This is a genomic window from Celeribacter halophilus (assembly GCF_018860305.1).
GTDB classification, from domain to species: Bacteria; Pseudomonadota; Alphaproteobacteria; order Rhodobacterales; family Rhodobacteraceae; genus Celeribacter; species Celeribacter halophilus_A.
The window spans coordinates 180845-200504 of record NZ_JAHKPE010000040.1 but is presented as its reverse complement, the minus strand read 5'-3'; the positions used below and the strand labels follow the sequence as shown (position 1 = coordinate 200504).

The 19660-nt window shown below is 59.1% G+C and carries 21 protein-coding genes; 7 read left to right on the top strand and 14 right to left on the bottom strand.

Annotation, left to right across the window (positions count from 1 at the left end; genetic code table 11):
* Window positions 1-57: 57 nt before the first annotated feature.
* Both deoD and KO492_RS18085 read left to right on the top strand, forming a co-directional pair.
* Window positions 58-768 (top strand): purine-nucleoside phosphorylase, encoded by a 711-nt coding sequence (gene deoD / locus KO492_RS18090; protein WP_216046247.1) that lies wholly within the window; start codon window positions 58-60, stop codon window positions 766-768.
* Window positions 765-1754 (top strand): aldo/keto reductase, encoded by a 990-nt coding sequence (locus KO492_RS18085; RefSeq protein WP_252735606.1) that lies wholly within the window; start codon window positions 765-767, stop codon window positions 1752-1754. Before deoD ends, KO492_RS18085 begins: the two co-directional genes overlap by 4 nt.
* Before the next feature lie 73 nt (window positions 1755-1827).
* Here KO492_RS18085 and KO492_RS18080 read toward each other — a convergent pair whose 3' ends face one another.
* From KO492_RS18080 to KO492_RS18020, 13 genes are all read right to left on the bottom strand, one after another.
* On the bottom strand, window positions 1828-1998 hold the full coding sequence (locus KO492_RS18080) for a hypothetical protein (RefSeq protein ID WP_156444371.1): 171 nt from the start codon (window positions 1996-1998) through the stop codon (window positions 1828-1830).
* Between the two features lie 130 nt (window positions 1999-2128).
* Window positions 2129-2329: a hypothetical protein gene (locus tag KO492_RS18075; protein ID WP_252735605.1), complete on the bottom strand. Its 201-nt coding sequence runs from the start codon at window positions 2327-2329 to the stop codon at window positions 2129-2131.
* A gap of 132 nt (window positions 2330-2461) precedes the next feature.
* Window positions 2462-3241 carry a succinate dehydrogenase iron-sulfur subunit gene (locus KO492_RS18070; RefSeq protein WP_066606775.1) on the bottom strand — a complete coding sequence of 260 codons (780 nt, stop codon included), beginning with the start codon at window positions 3239-3241 and terminating at the stop codon, window positions 2462-2464.
* A 123-nt stretch (window positions 3242-3364) separates the two neighbouring features.
* Entirely contained in the window at window positions 3365-3703 is a 339-nt protein-coding gene (locus KO492_RS18065; RefSeq protein ID WP_066606772.1) for a hypothetical protein, read from the bottom strand.
* On the bottom strand, window positions 3700-4371 hold the full coding sequence (locus tag KO492_RS18060) for a sulfotransferase (RefSeq protein WP_216046246.1): 672 nt from the start codon (window positions 4369-4371) through the stop codon (window positions 3700-3702). The genes KO492_RS18065 and KO492_RS18060 overlap by 4 nt, the downstream gene beginning before the upstream one ends.
* A gap of 207 nt (window positions 4372-4578) precedes the next feature.
* Window positions 4579-6387 (bottom strand): succinate dehydrogenase flavoprotein subunit, encoded by a 1809-nt coding sequence (gene sdhA, locus KO492_RS18055; protein WP_216046245.1) that lies wholly within the window; start codon window positions 6385-6387, stop codon window positions 4579-4581.
* Window positions 6388-6409: 22 nt separating this feature from the next.
* Window positions 6410-6784: a succinate dehydrogenase, hydrophobic membrane anchor protein gene (gene sdhD, locus KO492_RS18050; RefSeq protein ID WP_066606764.1), complete on the bottom strand. Its 375-nt coding sequence runs from the start codon at window positions 6782-6784 to the stop codon at window positions 6410-6412.
* Between the two features lie 11 nt (window positions 6785-6795).
* Complete coding sequence (gene sdhC / locus KO492_RS18045) at window positions 6796-7194, bottom strand: succinate dehydrogenase, cytochrome b556 subunit (RefSeq protein ID WP_216046244.1); 399 nt, start codon at window positions 7192-7194, stop codon at window positions 6796-6798.
* Window positions 7195-7485: 291 nt separating this feature from the next.
* Window positions 7486-8517 (bottom strand): MaoC family dehydratase, encoded by a 1032-nt coding sequence (locus KO492_RS18040; RefSeq protein WP_216046330.1) that lies wholly within the window; start codon window positions 8515-8517, stop codon window positions 7486-7488.
* 16 nt (window positions 8518-8533) lie between these two features.
* Entirely contained in the window at window positions 8534-8737 is a 204-nt protein-coding gene (locus KO492_RS18035; protein WP_216046243.1) for a DUF1737 domain-containing protein, read from the bottom strand.
* A gap of 10 nt (window positions 8738-8747) precedes the next feature.
* Window positions 8748-9296 (bottom strand): NnrU family protein, encoded by a 549-nt coding sequence (locus tag KO492_RS18030; RefSeq protein ID WP_216046242.1) that lies wholly within the window; start codon window positions 9294-9296, stop codon window positions 8748-8750.
* A gap of 27 nt (window positions 9297-9323) precedes the next feature.
* Complete coding sequence (locus KO492_RS18025; protein WP_216046241.1) at window positions 9324-10178, bottom strand: HpcH/HpaI aldolase/citrate lyase family protein; 855 nt, start codon at window positions 10176-10178, stop codon at window positions 9324-9326.
* Window positions 10179-10322: 144 nt separating this feature from the next.
* Complete coding sequence (locus KO492_RS18020) at window positions 10323-11078, bottom strand: sulfite exporter TauE/SafE family protein (RefSeq protein ID WP_216046240.1); 756 nt, start codon at window positions 11076-11078, stop codon at window positions 10323-10325.
* Window positions 11079-11240: 162 nt separating this feature from the next.
* On the opposite strand from KO492_RS18020, the gene mdh reads away from it, so the two are divergent.
* Together mdh and KO492_RS18010 are read left to right on the top strand one after the other, a co-directional pair.
* Window positions 11241-12203 carry a malate dehydrogenase gene (mdh, locus tag KO492_RS18015; protein ID WP_066606751.1) on the top strand — a complete coding sequence of 321 codons (963 nt, stop codon included), beginning with the start codon at window positions 11241-11243 and terminating at the stop codon, window positions 12201-12203.
* Window positions 12204-12328: 125 nt separating this feature from the next.
* Window positions 12329-13375 (top strand): glycosyltransferase family 2 protein, encoded by a 1047-nt coding sequence (locus tag KO492_RS18010; RefSeq protein ID WP_216046239.1) that lies wholly within the window; start codon window positions 12329-12331, stop codon window positions 13373-13375.
* A gap of 77 nt (window positions 13376-13452) precedes the next feature.
* Here the strand turns inward: KO492_RS18010 and KO492_RS18005 are convergent, their stop codons facing one another.
* Window positions 13453-14112, bottom strand: a complete 660-nt coding sequence (locus KO492_RS18005) for an outer membrane protein (protein ID WP_216046238.1) — start codon at window positions 14110-14112, stop codon at window positions 13453-13455.
* Between the two features lie 350 nt (window positions 14113-14462).
* Here KO492_RS18005 and sucC point away from each other — a divergent pair, with 350 nt between their 5' ends.
* The 3 genes from sucC (at window position 14463) to KO492_RS17990 (ending at window position 19656) form a co-directional block, all read left to right on the top strand.
* Entirely contained in the window at window positions 14463-15656 is a 1194-nt protein-coding gene (gene sucC, locus KO492_RS18000; RefSeq protein ID WP_066606745.1) for an ADP-forming succinate--CoA ligase subunit beta, read from the top strand.
* 5 nt (window positions 15657-15661) lie between these two features.
* On the top strand, window positions 15662-16549 hold the full coding sequence (gene sucD / locus KO492_RS17995; RefSeq protein WP_066606743.1) for a succinate--CoA ligase subunit alpha: 888 nt from the start codon (window positions 15662-15664) through the stop codon (window positions 16547-16549).
* Between the two features lie 137 nt (window positions 16550-16686).
* The gene (locus KO492_RS17990; protein ID WP_216046237.1) at window positions 16687-19656 is read left to right on the top strand and encodes a 2-oxoglutarate dehydrogenase E1 component; all 2970 of its coding nucleotides are present in this window, start codon (window positions 16687-16689) and stop codon (window positions 19654-19656) included.
* Window positions 19657-19660 lie beyond the last annotated feature (4 nt).

Genomic DNA, 19660 nt, shown 5'->3' with positions numbered 1-19660 from the left:
TTCACCACCGAGATCGTGGATATAGTCGGGGCAACTCATCATCAAAGAGGTGCCCCGATGCCAACTCCCCATATTGCCGCCGCTGTCGGCGACATTGCCGAAACCGTCCTCATGCCCGGCGATCCCTACCGCGCCAAATGGGCCGCCGAGACCTATCTCGACAATCCCAAACTGGTCAACGAAGTGCGTGGCATGTTGGGCTTTACCGGCACTTATAAGGGCAACCCTGTCACCATCCACGGCTCCGGCATGGGGATGCCGTCGATCTCCATCTATGCCTACGAGCTGATCACCGAATACGGGGCCAAAACCCTGATCCGCATCGGTTCCTGTGGTGCGATGCAGGACTATATCAAGGTGCGCGATGTCATCATCGCCATGACCGCCAGCACCTTGGGCACGACCCCTTCGGCGGGGTTCTTCAAGGAAATCAACTACGCGCCCTGCGCCGATTACGGCCTGCTCGAAGCTGCCGTGAAAGCCGCGCGCAGCAAGGATACCGGCGTTCATGTCGGCAATATCTACTCCGCCGACGTGTTCTATGCCGAACGTCCAGACCTTGACGAAGCGATGATCCGCCACGGCATTCTGGGCGTCGAGATGGAAGCCGCCGAGCTTTACACCGTCGCCGCCCGTCATGGCGTGCGGGCGCTGGGTGTGATGACCGTGTCCGACCATCTTCTGACCCATGAGGCCCTGCCCTCCGATCAGCGCGAAAAGAGCTTTGGCGATATGGTCGAAATCGCGCTTGAGGCGGCCTTCGCATGAGTATGCCGAAACGCAAACTGGGCGCACACGGGCCAGAGGTCGGCGCCATCGGTTTCGGCTGCATGAGTTTCGCGGGCTTCTTTGGCGCGGCGGATGACGAGACCTCGCTAGAGACCCTCGCCGCGGTCGAAGCCGCCGGAATCGATTTCTGGGACACGGCCAATATCTATGGCATGGGCCATTCCGAACGCATCGTCGGGCAGTATCTCAAGGAAACCGGAGCCAAGGTGACGCTGGCCACAAAGGTCGGCATCGTCCCCGGACCGCCCCGCCGCTTTGACAACAGCGAAGACTATATCCGCGCGGAACTGGAAAGCTCGCTTGAAAAGCTGAACCGCGACAAGGTGGAACTCTATTATATCCACCGCCGTGCGCAGGAGGTGCCCGTCGAGATTCTGGCCGAGACGATGGGCAAGCTGATCCAGGAGGGGTTGATCGACGCATGGGGTCTTTCGGAAGTGGCCCCCGCGACCATCCGGCGCGCGCATAAGGTCGTGCCTGTCACCGCCGTGCAGAACGAATATTCGCTCTGGACGCGACAGCCGGAACTGGGCGTGATCCAGACCTGCGAGGAACTGGGCATTGCCTTTATCCCCTTCTCACCGCTCGCGCGCGGGGCCTTGGGCGTGTCGGACCTTGATCCCTCGCAGTTTCAGGACCACGACTTCCGCCGCGTGAATCCGCGCTTTGTCGAGCCGAACTGGTCGGAGAACCTCGACTACATCCACGCCTTCCGCGCCTATGCAGAGAAAAAGGGCGTCACCGCTCCCGCGCTCGCGCTGGCATGGGTCTTGCATCAGGGCGATCACCTGATCCCCATTCCCGGCACCCGCACCTCCACCCATCTGCACGATTGGGCCAAGGCCGCCTCAATCGGCCTGTCGGAGGATGATCTGTGGGATCTGGAACAGATCCTGCCCGTCGGCTGGGCCGCAGGGGATCGCTATTCGGACGCGCAACTTCTCGGTGTCGAGCGCTACTGCTAAGACCGCACAGAGCTTGAAACGACAAAGCCCCGCTCATCTGGCGGGGCTTTTGCATATCCAGTGGCGGTGAAGCTCACTCGTAATAGGCATACATCTGGTCAAGCACTTCAAGCTTGGAGGTCGAAACCTGTTCGCTTGATTTGGCAACCGGATTGGAAGGCGCATAGTATTCAAACCATTCGGAGACTTTCATCGTCGTCTCTTTCTTGGCGGCGGTCGTCAGCGCAACATCGTGCAGTGTCATATCATCATCTCCGTTAAGGGTCTTTCGGCCCTCCCTTGCCCATAGAGGTAAGCCGCCCCGCCGCGCATGACAGCCCCCAAATGTCGCATAGTCGTCATGCAGATGCTGCAATGCAGCGTCGGAGATATATCTATTCTTCGGACTTTGCCCCGCAATGTTTCGGCATTCCCTTCTCCGTTAGCGCCGTCGCGCCGCAGACCTGACAGCGCCACGCCACGCCCTGCGCATCCTTGCCGGACTGACGCCAGCGGCAATCCGACGTCCGCTCCGTGCGCAGGAGATACATGCCGATATAGAGCGCGAGGATGATGAAGGGGATGAGAAACAGCATATCTCTGCCTGTCTGGATTCGGAGACGCGGGCGCCGTGCGGGTGTGATGACCAACCCCGCGCCACACGCGTGGCTTTAAAACGAAAAGACCCCGCTGGAAAGCGGGGCCTGTGCACTCTTATGTGAACGCGATCAATGTGCGCGGTCGAGGATCATCTTCTTGATATGTGCAATCGCAGCCGCAGGGTTCAGACCTTTGGGGCAGGTTTTCGCACAGTTCATGATGGTGTGGCAGCGGTAGAGTTTGAAGCTGTCTTCCAACTCGTCAAGACGCTCGCCCGTGGCTTCATCGCGCGAGTCGATGATCCAGCGGTAAGCGTGCAAAAGTGCCGCCGGTCCAAGATATTCGTCACCGTTCCACCAGTAGCTCGGGCAGGAGGTGGAGCAGGAGGCGCACATCACACATTCATACAGACCGTCGAGTTTCTTGCGGTCTTCAATCGACTGACGCCATTCTTTTTCCGGACGGTTCGTCTTGGTTTCCAGCCACGGCATGATCGAGGCATGCTGGGCGTAGAAGTGCGTCAGATCGGGGATGAGGTCTTTCACCACCGGCATATGCGGCAGCGGGAAGATGCGCACATCGCCTTTGATCTCGTCGAGACCGTAGATACAGGCGAGCGTGTTGATCCCGTCGATGTTCATCGCACAGGAGCCACAGATACCCTCGCGGCAGGAGCGGCGGAAGGTCAGCGTCGGATCAATCTCGTTCTTGATCTTGATCAGCGCATCGAGAACCATCGGCCCGCATTTGTCCATGTCGATGAAATATGTGTCCACCGACGGGTTTTTGTCGTCGTCGGGGCTCCAGCGATAGATCTGGAATTTCCGGACATTGGTCGCGCCCTCGGGCTTCGGCCAGGTCTTGCCCGTCACGATTTTGGAATTTTTGGGAAGGTTAAACTGAACCATGGCCTGTTCCCCTTGTTTGTCGCCGGACTGACCGGCAGGAAGTTGAGTTTCGTAGCTGTCTGTGGTCTGGCATCGATCTCAAACCTACGGTGGAATATATGGCGGAGGCGTGCATGTCCCCTCCTACCCGAAAAGCCCGCTCAGACCGGACTGAGCGATACATGTGAGAGTTTCCGGCTCGCTGGCGATCTCGGTCACGGTCTGCACCGTTTCGTCATCCACGCCCGTCACCGCCGCTTTCGCCAGCGTGACCAGTTGGCCCGTTTCCGCATTGTCCATGATGCAATCGACATAGACATCGGCATCTACGCCGGGAAACTTGTCGTTGATCACGGTTTTCACAACGGTTTTGGCGGTCGAGCGCGTGGTGTCCTCGACAAGCGAAGACCCTTCGATGCAGCCGGACAATCCGGTGAACAACAAAGCCGCCGCTGCGGTTTTCAAGACGAGATGACGGGTCATCCGAGTGCTCCTTGTCCCTCAAGCACGCCCATGTCGCGGCTGCGGGAGTTCTTGTTATAATGGCCCCAATGTGCCGTATCGATGGTGTAATCCGGTGCCAGCCAGTCCGCGATCTTCTCCGGTCCGTCGTGATCCAGATCGAAACGCAGGAACCGCGCCGTGGCCGTGGCGAAATAGCTTTGCACCTCGGCAGTGTGCTGGTCGAACATCTCGCCCCAAGCCGCTTTCGCACCCGCTTCATCAAGACCGGACATTTTGCAGAACCGCTTGAGAAAGGTGCCATTGGCATGAGCGGCACGCGAGCCGATCCAGTCGGATTTGTCCCGCGTGTTGAAGAAGAAATAGGCATCCGGATAGGCCGCATGAAGCGTCCGGAACAACCGCCCGCCCTCAATCATGATCTGACCATTGAGAAAGGCGATGTCGGAAAACGCCAGAACACCGTCAAACCCGTCGAAGGGTTTGCGCCCGAACGAAAGGTTGTTCAGCATTGTCTGCGCCACATTGCGCCCCCCCGGCTCCTGCCAGTGCAGCGCGGGAATGCCGTTGTCTTTCATCATGCGATGAAAACTCAGCGTGCCGCAGCGGTTGAACCCGATCTGTATGATCAGGGGCGACGTCGCTCGCTGCGCGTTCTGACGCTTGGAATAGGGAGTGAGCACAGTCATGCCGCCCCCGCCTTTTGACGCGTCAGGCCGGACAGATGAGCCAAACCGCAGACCGCTTCGGAGGCAAAAGCCGACCCGCACCGGGAGAGATGCTCTCCAAGTCCTTCGTGCTTAGTCCACCAAAACAGGTTCAACGACATTTCTCAGGTCCGGTTCAGGAAAGGCCGCCGCCCCCGCGAAACAGGGGCGGCCGCATCAACATGTTTCTTAGAACGTCCGAGCTTTCGGAGCGATCTTTTCGAGGCTGATCCCGCCCTCGTCTTCGGTCGTAAGCGGGGCTTCGATGATCGGGCGATAGCTCAGATCAACCTTGTTGCCATCAACACGCGAAATCGTGTGGATGCGCCAGTTCTTGTCGTCCCGCTCCGGATAATCCTCATGCGCGTGGGCGCCACGGGATTCCTTACGCGCTTCGGCACCGTGAATGGTGGCCAGAGCGTTCGGCATCAGGTTCGTCAGTTCCAGCGTCTCCATCAGATCGGAGTTCCACACCAGCGTGCGGTCGGTGACATGCAGATCGTCCAGTTTGGCCGCGATTGCGGTCATTTTCTCGACGCCCTCTTTGAGGGTCTTGTCGGTGCGGAACACGGCTGCATCGGCTTGCATCGTGCGCTGCATTTCAAGACGCAACTCGGCGGTCGGGATGTTGCCCTTCGCATGGCGGATATTGTCGAAACGGTCAAAGGCCTTCTCGACAGATGCCATGTTCAGAACCGGATTCGGAGCACCCGGCTTGAGGATTTCACCGGCGCGGATCGCGGCGGCACGCCCGAAGACAACAAGGTCGATCAGCGAGTTGGACCCCAGACGGTTCGCACCATGCACAGAGGCACAGCCCGCCTCGCCCACGGCCATCAGGCCCGGAACGACTGCGGTCGGGTTGTCTTTGGTCGGGTTCAGAACCTCACCGTGATAGTTGGTCGGAATACCGCCCATGTTGTAGTGCACGGTCGGCAGAACCGGAATCGGCTCCTTGGTCACATCCACACCTGCGAAAATCTTCGCAGATTCCGAAATCCCCGGCAGACGCAGCGCCAAGGCTTCGGCGGGCAGGTGGCTGAGGTTCAGGTAGATGTGGTCTTTATGTTCACCGACACCGCGACCTTCACGAATTTCCATCGTCATGGAGCGGGACACATAGTCACGCGGGGCGAGGTCTTTATAGGTCGGCGCGTAGCGTTCCATGAAACGCTCGCCTTCGGAGTTGGTCAGATAACCGCCTTCGCCGCGCGCACCCTCGGTGATCAGACAGCCGGAGCCGTAGATGCCGGTCGGGTGGAACTGCACGAATTCCATATCCTGAAGCGCAAGACCCGCGCGTGCCACCATGCCGCCACCGTCGCCGGTGCAGGTGTGGGCAGAGGTCGCGGAGAAGAACGCACGGCCATAGCCGCCGGTCGCAAGCACAACCATCTTCGCGGAGAACAGGTGGAACGTCCCGTCATCGAGTTTCCAGCACAGCACACCCTGACACTGGCCGTCTTCGGACATGATCAGGTCGATGGCGAAATATTCGATGTAGAACTCGGCCTTTTCCTTGACGGACTGGCCGTAAAGCGTGTGCAGGATCGCGTGACCGGTCCGGTCCGCCGCAGCACAGGTCCGTTGCACGGGCGGGCCTTCACCGAATTCGGTGGTGTGGCCGCCGAAAGGACGCTGGTAGATCTTGCCCTCTTCGGTGCGCGAGAACGGCACGCCGTAATGCTCAAGCTCGTAAACCGCCTTGGGCGCTTCGCGGGCGAGATATTCCATCGCATCCGTGTCGCCGAGCCAGTCGGAACCCTTGACCGTGTCATACATATGCCACTGCCAGTTGTCCGGCCCCATGTTGGAAAGCGATGCGGCGATCCCGCCTTGCGCGGCCACGGTGTGCGAGCGCGTCGGGAACACCTTGGTCACACAGGCTGTGCGCAGGCCCTGTTCGGCCATGCCGAGAGTCGCACGCAGACCAGAACCACCGGCGCCAACGACGACGACGTCGTATTCGTGGGTTTCATATTCATATGCTGCTGTCATTGTCTTTATTCCTTGCCGCGCATCACTGAATGGCGAGTTTCAAAAGGGCGAAAAGACCGGTGGCCATCAGGGCATAGCAAAAGCCTGCGACCGCGATCAGCGTCAGCTTGCGTTTGATGCCCCCGATGTAATCCTCGACGGCTTCGTCCACTTCGGTCTTCAGATGGATAATTCCGCCCACGAGGCAGAGCGCCGTGATGATCGCTATGCAGGGGTTGCTGTAAAAGGCCAGCACCTCTTCATAGGAATGGCCCACGGCATATCCGAAAGTGAAAATGAAAAGCGGCACGAGGATGGCCAGCGAGATCGACGTCGCGATCGTCAGCCAGTGATGTGCCGCGCCGGTATGCCCGGCGCCCAGACCCGTTGCCCGTTTGCGGTCAGTGAGATAATTCATGGCCAGCCCCTTCAGAAAATCAGAAACACAAGAGCCGTCAGCACGGTCAGGACAGTTGCCCCGATAAACATGCCCCAGCCCATTTTCTCGGAAGTCTCTACGTCGAGGCAGTAGCCGAAATCCCAGATCACGTGACGGACACGACCCAGCATGTGATACCAGATGGCCCAAGCGGCCGCGAGCATGACGATATTCCCGATCCAGCTTCCGTAGAGGTCGTTGAAACAGTTGAATGCCGACTCGGAGGTTGCCGCTGCGAGGAACCAGCAGATCACAAGGAAGACAGACCCCAGCGAGGCAATGCCGGTGATACGAACCATGATCGACGAGACCGACGTCATTTGTGGTCGATAATACGGTCCGATCATGAACGGAGAGAGCGGTCGGTTACCGCGATTCACATCAGCCATGGTGGCGTCCTTTCACGATTGATGCGTTAAAGTTGCTCTCTGTATTATACCTTTCTGCCTCGGAGTCACCACCTGTGAGCGCTAAAGTGAGCGGTTTCTGGCGTCTAAAATGCAGGAAAACGCCATCTGTGATCACAAGAAACCGTCAGTGATCACAAATACTGGCAAAACCCATTTACCTAGGGTTTTTATAAGATTTATGCGCCGTTCTTCGCCGGAAACACAAAAAAACGGGGCCGCGAACATCGTCGCGCCCCCGTTTGCGATCACAAATCCCGAAAGCCCTGCGACTTACAGCGGCACAACGGCCCAGTAATCCAGATCCAGCAGCACATCGGGGTGATATTTGCCCTCATCCGTCTTGTAGGCGAACTCCGGCGCACCGTGTTTATAGGCCACAAGCCGCAACCGGAGCGCGCCGACGCCGGGCGCTGTGGTCTCCGCCTTATCGAGCACCTCGGAATAGGCCCGCACGGTGTCGCCTGCAAAACAGGGGTTGGCATGTGCCCCGCCGTTCAGCCCCACAATCATCTGCGCATTGGCCAGACCGTTGAACGACAGCGCCCGCGCCATGGAGATCACATGGCCGCCATAGATCAGCCGCTTGCCATCCTCGCGGTTGGTGGCATCGAAATGCACCTTCGCCGTGTTCTGCCAGAGCCGTGTGGCCATCATGTGTTCGGGCTCTTCAATCGTCACCCCGTCCACATGGTCGATCTTCTCGCCGATCTCGTAATCGGCCCAGCGGTGCGGTTCTCCGGCCAGCGTGAAGTTGTATTTGAGAAAATCCAGCCCCTCGGGAATCACCAGCGCCTCAGGGGCCACCACCTTTGACAGTTCGGGGATCACCGTCTCCGGCGCGGGGGCGTCCAGATCGCCCTTGCGCACCATGACCCAGCGGACATATTCCAGCACCGGCTCATCGAACTGGTTAAGCCCCGTGGTCCGCACCCAGACCACACCGGATTTGCCGTTGGAATTCTGTTTAAGCCCAATCACCTCGGAGACCGATCGCAGCGTATCTCCCGTATAAACAGGTTTCAGCCAACGCCCCTCCGCATAACCGAGGTTCGCCACGGCATTGAGCGAAATATCGGGCACGGTTTTGCCAAAGACCACATGAAAGGCGATCAGGTCATCCACCGGACTGCCCGACAGCCCGCAGCTCTCGGCAAATTCATCGGACGAATATAGCGCATGTCGCGCCGGATAGAGCGCATGATAAAGCGCACGTTCTCCGCCGGACACGGTGCGCGGCACGGCGTGTTCAATCACCTGCCCCACTCTATAGTCCTCGAAAAAGCGCCCCGGATTGGTTTTCACGCGACATGCATTCACTTCAAAGTCCTCCCAGTTTCACCTCCGGGTCATATTCCCCGTCGGCCTCTTTAATAACCGCCTGTGCGCAACGCATCTTTCCCGTGCTTGCATCAAAGGCGTAGGAGGGCGAGCCGTAAAGCTCCCACCCCTTGCTCAAAGCCTTTGTCACCTTGTGACAAAAGGCGGATGTGTCTTCTTCGGTCAGGAGCCTGTAGGCTTTCATGATCTCTTCCTCACATTGGAAACGGCGACGGGCCGACAACTGTGTGGATATACCCGATCACGCCGTAAAGCACGACGGAGGCGACAAAGAACATCGCATCCTTGCCGAGGCTTCCTTTCTCCCGCCCAGCCCACGCACCTTCCGCGCGGTTGATGAGCGCGATTTCCGCCAGCGACCAGACCAGCAGGCCACCGAACAGGATGATCGAGGCAAGATCGCCGTTGACCATGAGATGCGCCACCGCCCAGAGCGCGAAGCCCAAGAGCATCGGGTGACGCAGCCCGTTGAGGATCACGCCCTTTTTCGGCGCGGGACTCATCATATAGATCGCAACCAGCACCATCAGGTTGTTGAGGTGACGCAGGAAATAGGGCGGTGCCCAGACAAATATCTCGGCGGCCATCTTGTAGCCGATCACCATCAGAATGACGGACACAACAAGCGCCAGCGCCACGGCCCCGCGCCCTTTGTCCCCCATCTGTGCCCGCCGCTCGGGCATCAGACGTTTGAACATATGGGCGGCGGCCCAAAGCAGAACCCCGAGAATAAGAATTAGCATCGCTGTCTCCTCTCCACGGGGCGTGCGTCACCCCATGGCTTGAATGGCTTCATGTTTCGCGAGCGTCGCCCGCGCCGTCACGATATGCAGATTCTCCACGATCTTGCCATCCACCACAGCAACCCCCTCGCCCTTCGCCTCGGCCTCCTCGAAAGCTGCGATCTGGCGCTGTGCGAGGTCGATCTCCGCTTCCGTCGGGGCGAAAGCCGCGTTGGCGACCGCCAGTTGCGCCGGATGGATCAGGGTCTTGCCATCAAAGCCCATGTCACGGCCCTGTTCACATTCCGCCCTGAGGCCCTCTTCGTCCTTGAACGCATTATAGACGCCATCAAGCACCACAATGCCGTAGGCTTTCGCCGCGATCAGGCACAGATGCAGCCCGCCCATCATCGGCAGACGGTCGGCGCGGAAACGTGTGTTCAGCTCTTTCGCCAGATCATTGGTCCCCATGACAAACCCCGCCATCCTCGGATGGGCGGCAATCTCTGCAGCATTGAGCATCCCCAGCGGGGTCTCCATCATCGCCCAGAGCGGCACATCGGGGATGGCCTGCGCCAGAGCTTCGACCATCTCGGCGCTCTCCACCTTCGGCAGGAGTATCCCGTCAATATCCGCACCGACAAAGGCCGCCACATCATCGCGGCCCCATTCGGTGTCAAACCCGTTCACACGCACGATCTTGGCGCGGTTGCCGTAGCCGCCTTGGGCCAGAACCTCTTGCAGCAACCCGCGCGCCTTGGTCTTTTCATCAGGCGCAACCGCATCTTCGAGATCAAAGAGAATGGCATCACAGGCCAGACCCTTGGCCTTTTCCAGCGCACGTTCCTTTGATCCGGGAATATAGAGAGCCGAGCGATAGGGGCGAGTGGCGAGTTCGGTCATTGATTCTTTTCCTCCGCAATATTGTTGCGCAAGAGGCCACAAAAATGAACCATTCCGCAAGGGTAAATTTTCCGCAGCGCAGAATTTATCGCGTCAGACACCGTGCAGACGCCTGCAGGCAAGCCCATCCCACCGCCACATGACCTATCCGGCCAGCGCTTCCCAGATCAGCTTGCCCCCCGTGATCACCAGAAACACATAGGTTAGCCCGAAAAACAGCTTTTCCGGCACTCTATGATGCATCCAGACACCGGCAAACACGCCCAGCACCGCCACCGGCACCAAGGTCAAATCCGCAATCAGGCTCTCCTTGGTGAAAATGCCAACCATGGAATAGGGCACGACCTTCATCGCATTGATCGCCCAGAACACCAGAACCGAGGTCGCCTGATAGGTCGTCTTGTCCAGCCGCTTGGACAAAAGATAAACGGCGGCGGGCGGTCCTCCGGCGTGGGAAATGAAACTCGTGAGACCGGTGACACCGCCCCACGCCAGCCCCGCGCCCGTGCCCAGCTCGCGTTTCGGCGGCTTGATCCAGTGCCGCGCTTTCGCCAGTTGCCACGCCACGAATCCCACGGCCACCACCCCGATCATCAGCTTGAACACCGCCGGATCCGCGACGCCATATAACAGTGCGCCGATCACAATTCCGGGAACAGCACCAAGGATCAGAATTGCCGACACCCGCATGTCCCACTTGCGCCAGAACAACCTGATCGCCGTCACATCCATGACCATCAGCAAGGGCAACATCAGCCCCACCGCCTGCCCCGGCGAGAGAATCAAAGCCAGAAAAGGCGTGGCTGCAAAGGCCGCGGCAGAACCGAAACCGCCCTTGGAGATCCCCGCGAACAGCACGGCAGGAAGGGCGAAAAAGTAGAAATTGAAATCCAGCGTCATCACGGGGGCCTTGTCGAACCGGGATATTTTCTTATGCGAATACAGTCGGGTTATCGCTAACGCTAGCGAAAACCTGAACGCGGCAGCGCAGCACAGACTTGCACGAATGCCTTCAAAGGGCTACCCATGCGCCAATCTCACCAACTGATTGGAGACTGACACATGGCCCGACCCAAGATTGCCCTTATCGGCGCTGGCAATATCGGCGGCACACTTGCCCACCTTGCAGCCCTGAAAGAACTCGGCGACGTTGTCCTTTTCGACATCGCTGAAGGCCTGCCCGAAGGCAAAGCCCTCGACATCGCTGAATCCGGCCCTTCCGAAGGGTTCGATGCCACCATGTCCGGCACCCAATCCTACGAAGACATCGCTGGCGCAGACGTCTGCATCGTGACCGCCGGTGTGGCACGCAAGCCCGGCATGTCCCGCGACGACCTTCTCGGCATCAACCTCAAGGTCATGAAATCCGTGGGTGAAGGCATTGCCAAACACGCCCCCGACGCCTTTGTGATCTGCATCACCAACCCGCTCGACGCGATGGTCTGGGCGCTGCAGAAATTCTCCGGTCTTCCGGCGAACAAAGTCTGCGGCATGGCTGGCGTGCTCGACTCCGCGCGTTTCCGTCACTTCCTCTCCGTCGAATTCGGTGTCTCCATGAAAGACGTCACCGCATTCGTTCTGGGCGGTCACGGCGACACGATGGTGCCCTCCGTGCGCTACTCCACCGTTGCCGGTATCCCGCTGCCCGACCTCATCGAGATGGGTTGGACCACGCAAGAGAAACTGGACGCAATCGTTCAGCGCACCCGTGACGGTGGCGCCGAAATCGTTGGCCTGCTGAAAACCGGCTCCGCCTTCTACGCTCCGGCCACCTCCGCGATCGAAATGGCCGAAGCCTACCTCAAAGACCAGAAACGCGTTCTGCCCTGCGCAGCTTACTGCAACGGCGAGATCGGCGTGAACGACATGTATGTGGGCGTGCCCACCGTGATCGGCGCTGGCGGCATCGAAAAAGTTGTCGACATCAAGCTCACCAAAGACGAGCAAGTGATGTTCGACAAATCCGTTGAAGCCGTGAAAGGCCTCGTCGAAGCTTGTAAAGCCATCGACGGTTCGCTGGCCTAAGCCGGCGCGCAATCTGAAAAATTACCGAAAGCCCGCAGCTTACCCTGCGGGCTTTTTTGTGTTTCGGTGCTGGCGCTGCGCTGTTACGTTCCGGCATGGTTTTGATTTGAGACTGGTTTGGACCTTTGACCCCATCGGACACGACAGATTTACCGGACACGCATGAGGCCACACCGCCCGGTGCCACACCGACATGGGCCGTGGCCTCGCTTGGTGACGAGCCTGCCCCGCTGATCGCCGCCTTTGCGCGTCACACCCGCGCCATCGGCGCGCGGGAGGTTCACATTTTCCTCGACCGTCCCAATCCCGACGTCGCAAGGTTGATCGGGGACCGCGACGGCATCTTCATCACCACCTGCGATCAGGCCTTCTGGGACCGCGAAAACCGTGGCCGCAGACCGGAGCGCCACACGGGGCGACAGAAATTCGTTGCCACATACGTCTACAGGCGCACGACTTGTGACTGGGTTCTGCATTGCGACGTGGACGAGTTCATCGCCGACGGTCAGGCGCTGTCCAACGCCTTGGCCAAAGCCGACCGCAACAAGGGGCTGGTCGTGCGCAATGCGGAGCGGGTCTACCTGCCCGACACGGTGCAGGACACGATCTTCGCGGGCGGCTTCCGCCATCCGACAAGCTTCACCCCCGAAGATGCAGAGGCGCTCTATGGCCGCTTCGCCAAGTTCCTCGCCTTCGGCCTCACAGGGCATCGGGTTGGCAAAACCATCACCCCGACCGGTCACGACTGGGAACTCGGGGTTCACCACCCCAAAGCCGTGGGAGACGGCCCGAAGCCACAACTCGACAGAATACATCAGCGCTTGTTGCTCCATTTCGACGGGCTGACGCCGCTGCATTACGCCATAAAACTGTTAAAAAAATCCTTCGAGAATTACTCCGGCCCGAAACGCAAGATCGGCGAGGCCCGCGAGGCGCAACACAGGTTCACCCGCAGCCATGCCGACCGCCCGCAGGAAATCCTGCGCATGGTCAACGGGGTGCAATCCCTCACACCGCAGCAGGTTGACGCGCTCTGGACATTGGGTCTGCTTCAGCCCGAACCGTTCTTTCCGAAAGATTGCGACGGGCTGGACCTCTCCCGCGCCCATTTCGACAGTCTCTTGCGCGACCGCGACCATGACATTCTCGCCAAGGCCGGTCTGGAGATGTGAGCCGCCAGACATGAAAATGGACATGAAAAAGCCGGGCACCACGGGCCCGGCCATTTCGTTCACTTGCCGATCAGAGATCAGAACTTATAGGTCACCCCGAAGTTCAAAGCGTTGGTAATGATGTCGCTTTCAAGGTTGCCGCCGCCGTCCAGATCAACGTCAAGCTGGCTATAGCTGCCTTTATATTCGGTGAACAAATCCCAGCGGTCGTTCAACTCGTAGCTCGCCCCGAGGACCAGCGCGATGGTCGGCCCTGCGATCTGGTATTCCAACGTATCGGTGTTCTCGGTGGTCACCTCGACATGCGGAATGATGATCCCCGCCGAGACGCTCGCATAAGGGGTGAACTTGTCCCAAGCCCCCGGCCAGCGCCAGATCGGACCAACCGTCAGGTTGTTCAGCCCGTCGGTGAATTCCAGCGTCGAAAATCCGTTATCGGCCATGTCGTCTTCGTCCGCATAGACCTTGCTGTGGGTGAAATCCGCGATCCAGCCAAAGGTCTCGTTCACCCAGTAGGTGCCGCGCACACCGTAATAGGGCGGCATGTCAAAGCTCTTGCCTTCCCACCCTGTGGTGAAGTCGAAAGTGTCGACGCCATCGGTGCCGGACACGCTGCTGTGCGGGGCTGTTTGGTAGCCGCCGTAAACGGACAGGCTGAAGTCTGCCGCTTGCGCCGCAAGGGGTGTCGCCAGAACGGCCACGAGCGCCAGAGCGGCTTTTTTCTCCGATTTATACATGATGATCCCCGAACTGTCTGTGAGTGAGTCTTGCTATATAACTACGCCCCCTGCCCCTTTCGGACAAGGAAATCGATCTGTGCGCTGCCGCGTAAAAGCGTCGCGCTGGGCGAACGGATACACAGATTGTAAAACTGTCGCCGCTACTAAAAACGCCAAATGATGCAAAATTCCGCGAGGTGATTCGGAAATCGGATAGAAAATGGAATTTGTGATCACACGAAACTTTCCTGTGATCACAAAAACTGAAAACACGCGCGTTTTCCCGCCAATCACGGAAAAAACCATTTCTTATGCCCTCCGGCAAATGCCATATACGGGGCAATCGAACCAGGGAGAGGATATCTCTAATGAACATCCACGAGTATCAGGCGAAAGCCCTTCTCAAGGAATACGGCGCTCCGGTTTCTGACGGTCGCGCTGTCCTGAGCGCAGCCGACGCGAAATCTGCGGCCGGCGAGCTCGACGGCCCGCTTTGGGTTGTCAAAGCCCAGATCCACGCAGGGGGACGCGGCAAGGGTAAATTCGTCGAAGCCGATGCTGGCGAAAAAGGCGGCGTGCGCCTCGCGAAATCTGTGGAAGAAGCCGCAGAAGAAGCGAAGAAGATGTTGGGCAAGACCCTCGTCACACACCAGACCGGTCCGGCAGGCAAACAGGTCAACCGCATCTACATCGAAGACGGTTCCGACATTGACCGCGAACTCTACCTCGCCCTGCTCGTCGACCGCCAGACCTCGCGCGTGTCTTTCGTCTGCTCCACCGAGGGTGGCATGGACATCGAAGAAGTTGCTGCGGCAACGCCCGAGAAAATCCTGTCCTTCTCTGTCGATCCGGCCACTGGCTATCAGGCCTTCCACGGCCGCCGCGTTGCTTTCGCCCTCGGCCTTGAAGGCGCACAGGTCAAACAATGCGTCAAACTGATGGGCCAGCTTTATCAGGCCTTCATCGAAAAAGACATGGAACAGCTGGAAATCAACCCGCTGATCGTCATGCCCGATGGCAACATCAAAGTGCTCGACGCAAAAGTCGGCTTTGACGGCAACGCGCTCTATCGCCACCCCGACATTGTCGAACTGCGCGACGAGACCGAAGAAGACCCGAAAGAACTGGCTGCTTCCCAACACGACCTGAACTACATCGCGCTTGACGGTGAAATCGGGTGCATGGTGAACGGTGCCGGTCTTGCGATGGCCACCATGGACATCATCAAACTCTACGGCGCAGAACCGGCCAACTTCCTCGACGTGGGCGGCGGCGCGACCAAAGAAAAAGTTACCGAAGCGTTCAAGATCATCACCTCTGACGACAACGTCAAAGGCATCCTCGTGAACATCTTCGGCGGCATCATGCGTTGTGACATCATCGCCGAAGGCGTGATTGCAGCCGTGAAAGAAATGGGCCTCAAGGTTCCGCTCGTTGTCCGCCTCGAAGGCACCAACGTGGAGCTCGGCAAAGAGATCATCAACAACTCCGGCCTCGATGTTATCGCAGCCGACGATCTCAAAGACGGCGCCCAGAAAATCGTTAAAGCAGTGAAGGGCTAACAGACATGGCAATTCTCGTAGACGAAAACACCAAGGTCATCTGTCAGGGTCTCACTGGCTCGCAAGGCACCTTCCACTCCGAACAGGCCATCGCTTACGGCACCAAAATGGTTGGCGGCGTCACTCCGGGCAAAGGCGGTCAAACCCACCTCGACCTGCCCGTGTTCAACTCCGTGCATGAGGCGAAACACGTCACCGAAGCCAATGCTTCCGTGATCTATGTGCCCCCGCCCTTCGCAGCCGACTCGATCCTCGAAGCGATCGACGCCGAAATGGAGCTGATCATCTGCATCACCGAGGGCATTCCGGTGCTCGACATGATGAAGGTGAAACGCGCCCTCGCAGACAGCTCTTCGCGCCTCATCGGCCCGAACTGCCCCGGTGTCATCACGCCGGATGCCTGCAAAATCGGCATCATGCCGGGCCACATCCACAAACGTGGCTCCGTGGGTGTTGTCTCCCGCTCCGGCACGCTGACCTATGAAGCTGTGAAACAGACTTCCGATCTCGGCCTCGGCCAGTCCACCGCTGTGGGCATCGGCGGCGACCCGATCAAAGGCACGGAGCATATCGACGTGCTCGACATGTTCCTCGACGATCCGGAAACCACTTCCATCATCATGATCGGTGAAATCGGTGGTTCCGCCGAAGAAGAAGCCGCCGAGTTCCTCGCCGAGCAGAAGAAAAAAGGCCGCTGGAAACCGACCGCCGGTTTCATCGCCGGTCGCACAGCGCCTCCGGGCCGCCGCATGGGCCACGCTGGCGCCATCGTCGCCGGTGGCAAAGGTGATGCGGAAAGCAAGATCGAAGCCATGAAATCTGCTGGCATCGTGGTTGCGGACAGCCCCGCAACGCTTGGCGAAGCTGTGCAGGAAGCCATTGCCAAAGGCTAAGGCCTGCGCGCACCTGTTCAGGTGCAGTTGACAAACTTCGCCTGCGCCCTTTGTTAAAGAAGGGCGCAGGCGCACCCACAAAAGGCGATGCGTGCCTGCCCTCGAAACGGAAACGCCCCCTAATTAAGGTCACACCGATGAACGACCATAGCCCCAATGACATCTTCCATGCCTCCTCCTTCATGCAGGGGCATAACGCGGAATATCTCGAACAAGTTTACGCGAAATACACCCAAGACCCGTCTTCCGTAGACGCCTCCTGGGCCGAGTTCTTCCAATCCCTTGGAGATGCGGCGAATGATGTCACCGCAGAAGCGGCGGGGCCCTCCTGGGGTCGTTCGGACTGGCCGCCGGTCCCTGATGACGAACTGACCCATGCGCTCGACGGTCAGTGGGCCGAACCGGCCGCTGCCGAAAAAGCCGGTCAGAAGATCAAGGAAAAAGCCGCCGAAAAAGGCGTGGCCATCACCGAAGATCAGGTCAAACGCGCCGTGCTCGACAGTATCCGCGCGATCATGATCATTCGCGCCTACCGTATTCGCGGCCACCTCATTGCCGATCTCGACCCGCTCAAGATGCGTGACGAAGAGCCCCATCCGGAGCTTGATCCGCGCACCTACGGCTTTACCGAAGCCGACATGGATCGCCCGATCTTCATCGACAACGTGCTGGGGCTGCAACACGCCTCCATGCGCCAGATCCTCGACATCGTGAAACGCACCTATTGCGGCACATTCGCGCTGCAATACATGCACATCTCCGATCCGGAACAGGCCGGTTGGCTCAAAGAGCGGATCGAAGGTTTCGGCAAGGAAATCCAGTTCACCAAGAACGGCCGCCGCGCCATTTTGAACAAGCTGGTCGAGGCCGAAGGTTTCGAGAAATTCCTGCATGTGAAATACATGGGCACGAAACGCTTCGGGCTTGATGGCGGCGAAAGCCTCATTCCGGCGATGGAACAGATCATCAAACGCGGCGGCAACCTCGGCGCGAAAGAGATCGTCATCGGCATGCCGCACCGTGGTCGCCTTTCCGTTCTGGCGAACGTGATGAGCAAACCCTACCGCGCGATTTTCAACGAATTTCAGGGCGGTTCCTTCAAACCCGACGATGTGGACGGTTCCGGCGATGTGAAATATCACCTCGGCGCATCCTCCGACCGCGAGTTTGACGGCAACAAGGTCCACCTGTCGCTCACCGCGAACCCCTCGCACCTTGAGGCGGTGAACCCCGTTGTGCTCGGCAAGGCCCGCGCCAAGACCGACCAGAACAACGATCCCGAGCGCACTTCGGTCATTCCGGTGCTGCTGCACGGGGATGCGGCCTTTGCCGGTCAGGGCGTCGTGGCCGAATGTTTCGGTCTGTCCGGCCTGCGCGGTCACCGCACCGGCGGCACGATCCATATCGTTGTGAACAACCAGATCGGCTTTACCACAGCGCCGCACTTCTCGCGCTCCTCGCCCTACCCGACCGACATCGCACTGATGGTCGAGGCCCCGATCTTCCACGTCAACGGCGACGATCCGGAAGCCGTGGTCCACGCTGCGAAAGTGGCCACCGAATTCCGTCAGAAGTTCCACAAGGACGTGGTGATCGACATCTTCTGCTACCGCCGCTTCGGTCACAACGAAGGTGACGAGCCGATGTTCACCAACCCGCAGATGTATACCAACATCAAGCGGCACAAGACCACGCTCCAGCTCTACACCGAACGTCTCGTCAAGGACGGTCTCATTCCCGAGGGCGAGATCGAGGATATGAAAGCGGCCTTCCAGGCCCATCTCAACGACGAGTTCGAAGCCGGTAAAACCTACAAACCGAACAAGGCCGACTGGCTCGACGGGCGGTGGTCACACATCAACCGCGAAGGTGACGAATACCAGCGCGGCCAGACCTTCATCTCCGAAGAAACCATGGCGCAGGTCGGGCGTGCTCTCACGAGCGCACCGGACGACGTCAACCTGCACAAAACCGTGGCGCGCCAGCTTCAGGCCAAGGCCAAGATGTTCGAAGAGGGCAAGGGCTTTGACTGGGCCACCGGCGAAGCACTGGCTTTCGGCTCGCTTCTGACCGAAGGCTATCCGGTCCGCCTCGCCGGTCAGGACTCCACGCGCGGCACCTTCTCGCAGCGCCACTCCGCCCTGATCGACCAGAAATCCGAAGAGCGCTACTACCCGCTCAACCACATCCGCGAAGGGCAGGCCCATTACGAGGTCATCGACTCGATGCTCTCCGAATATGCGGTGCTGGGCTTTGAATACGGCTACTCGCTGGCCGAACCCAACGCGCTGACCCTCTGGGAAGCCCAGTTCGGCGACTTCGCCAACGGTGCGCAGATCATGTTCGACCAGTTCATCTCCTCGGGTGAATCGAAATGGCTGCGGATGTCCGGTCTGGTGATGCTCCTGCCCCACGGCTTTGAAGGTCAGGGGCCGGAACACTCCTCCGCACGCCTCGAACGCTTCTTGCAAATGTGTGGTCAGGACAACTGGATCGTCGCAAACTGCACGACGCCGGCGAACTACTTCCACATCCTGCGTCGCCAGCTGCACCGCTCCTACCGCAAGCCGCTGGTCCTGATGACGCCGAAATCGCTTCTGCGTCACAAACTCGCCACCTCCGTCGCCGCCGATTTCACCGATGGCTCCTCCTTCCACCGCATCCTCTGGGACGATGCCGATGCCACCTACGGCACCGACAAATCCCAGATCAAACTCAAAGCGGACAAGGACATCAAACGCGTCGTGATCTGCTCCGGCAAGGTCTACTACGACCTGCTTGAGGCCCGCGACGCCGCCGGCAAGGACGACACCTACATCCTGCGTCTCGAACAGTTCTACCCCTTCCCCGCGCTCTCGATGGTCAAGGAGCTTGAACGCTTCAAAAACGCCGAGATCGTCTGGTGTCAGGAAGAGCCCAAGAACCAGGGCGGCTGGACCTTTGTCGAGCCGAATATCGAATGGGTGCTGACACGTATCGGTGCCAAGCACACGCGCCCGGTCTACGCCGGACGTGCCGCCTCCGCCTCGCCCGCAACGGGTCTGGCATCTCAGCACAAAGCACAACAAACGGCGCTCGTGAACGATGCGCTCAATATCGAAGGGTAATCAC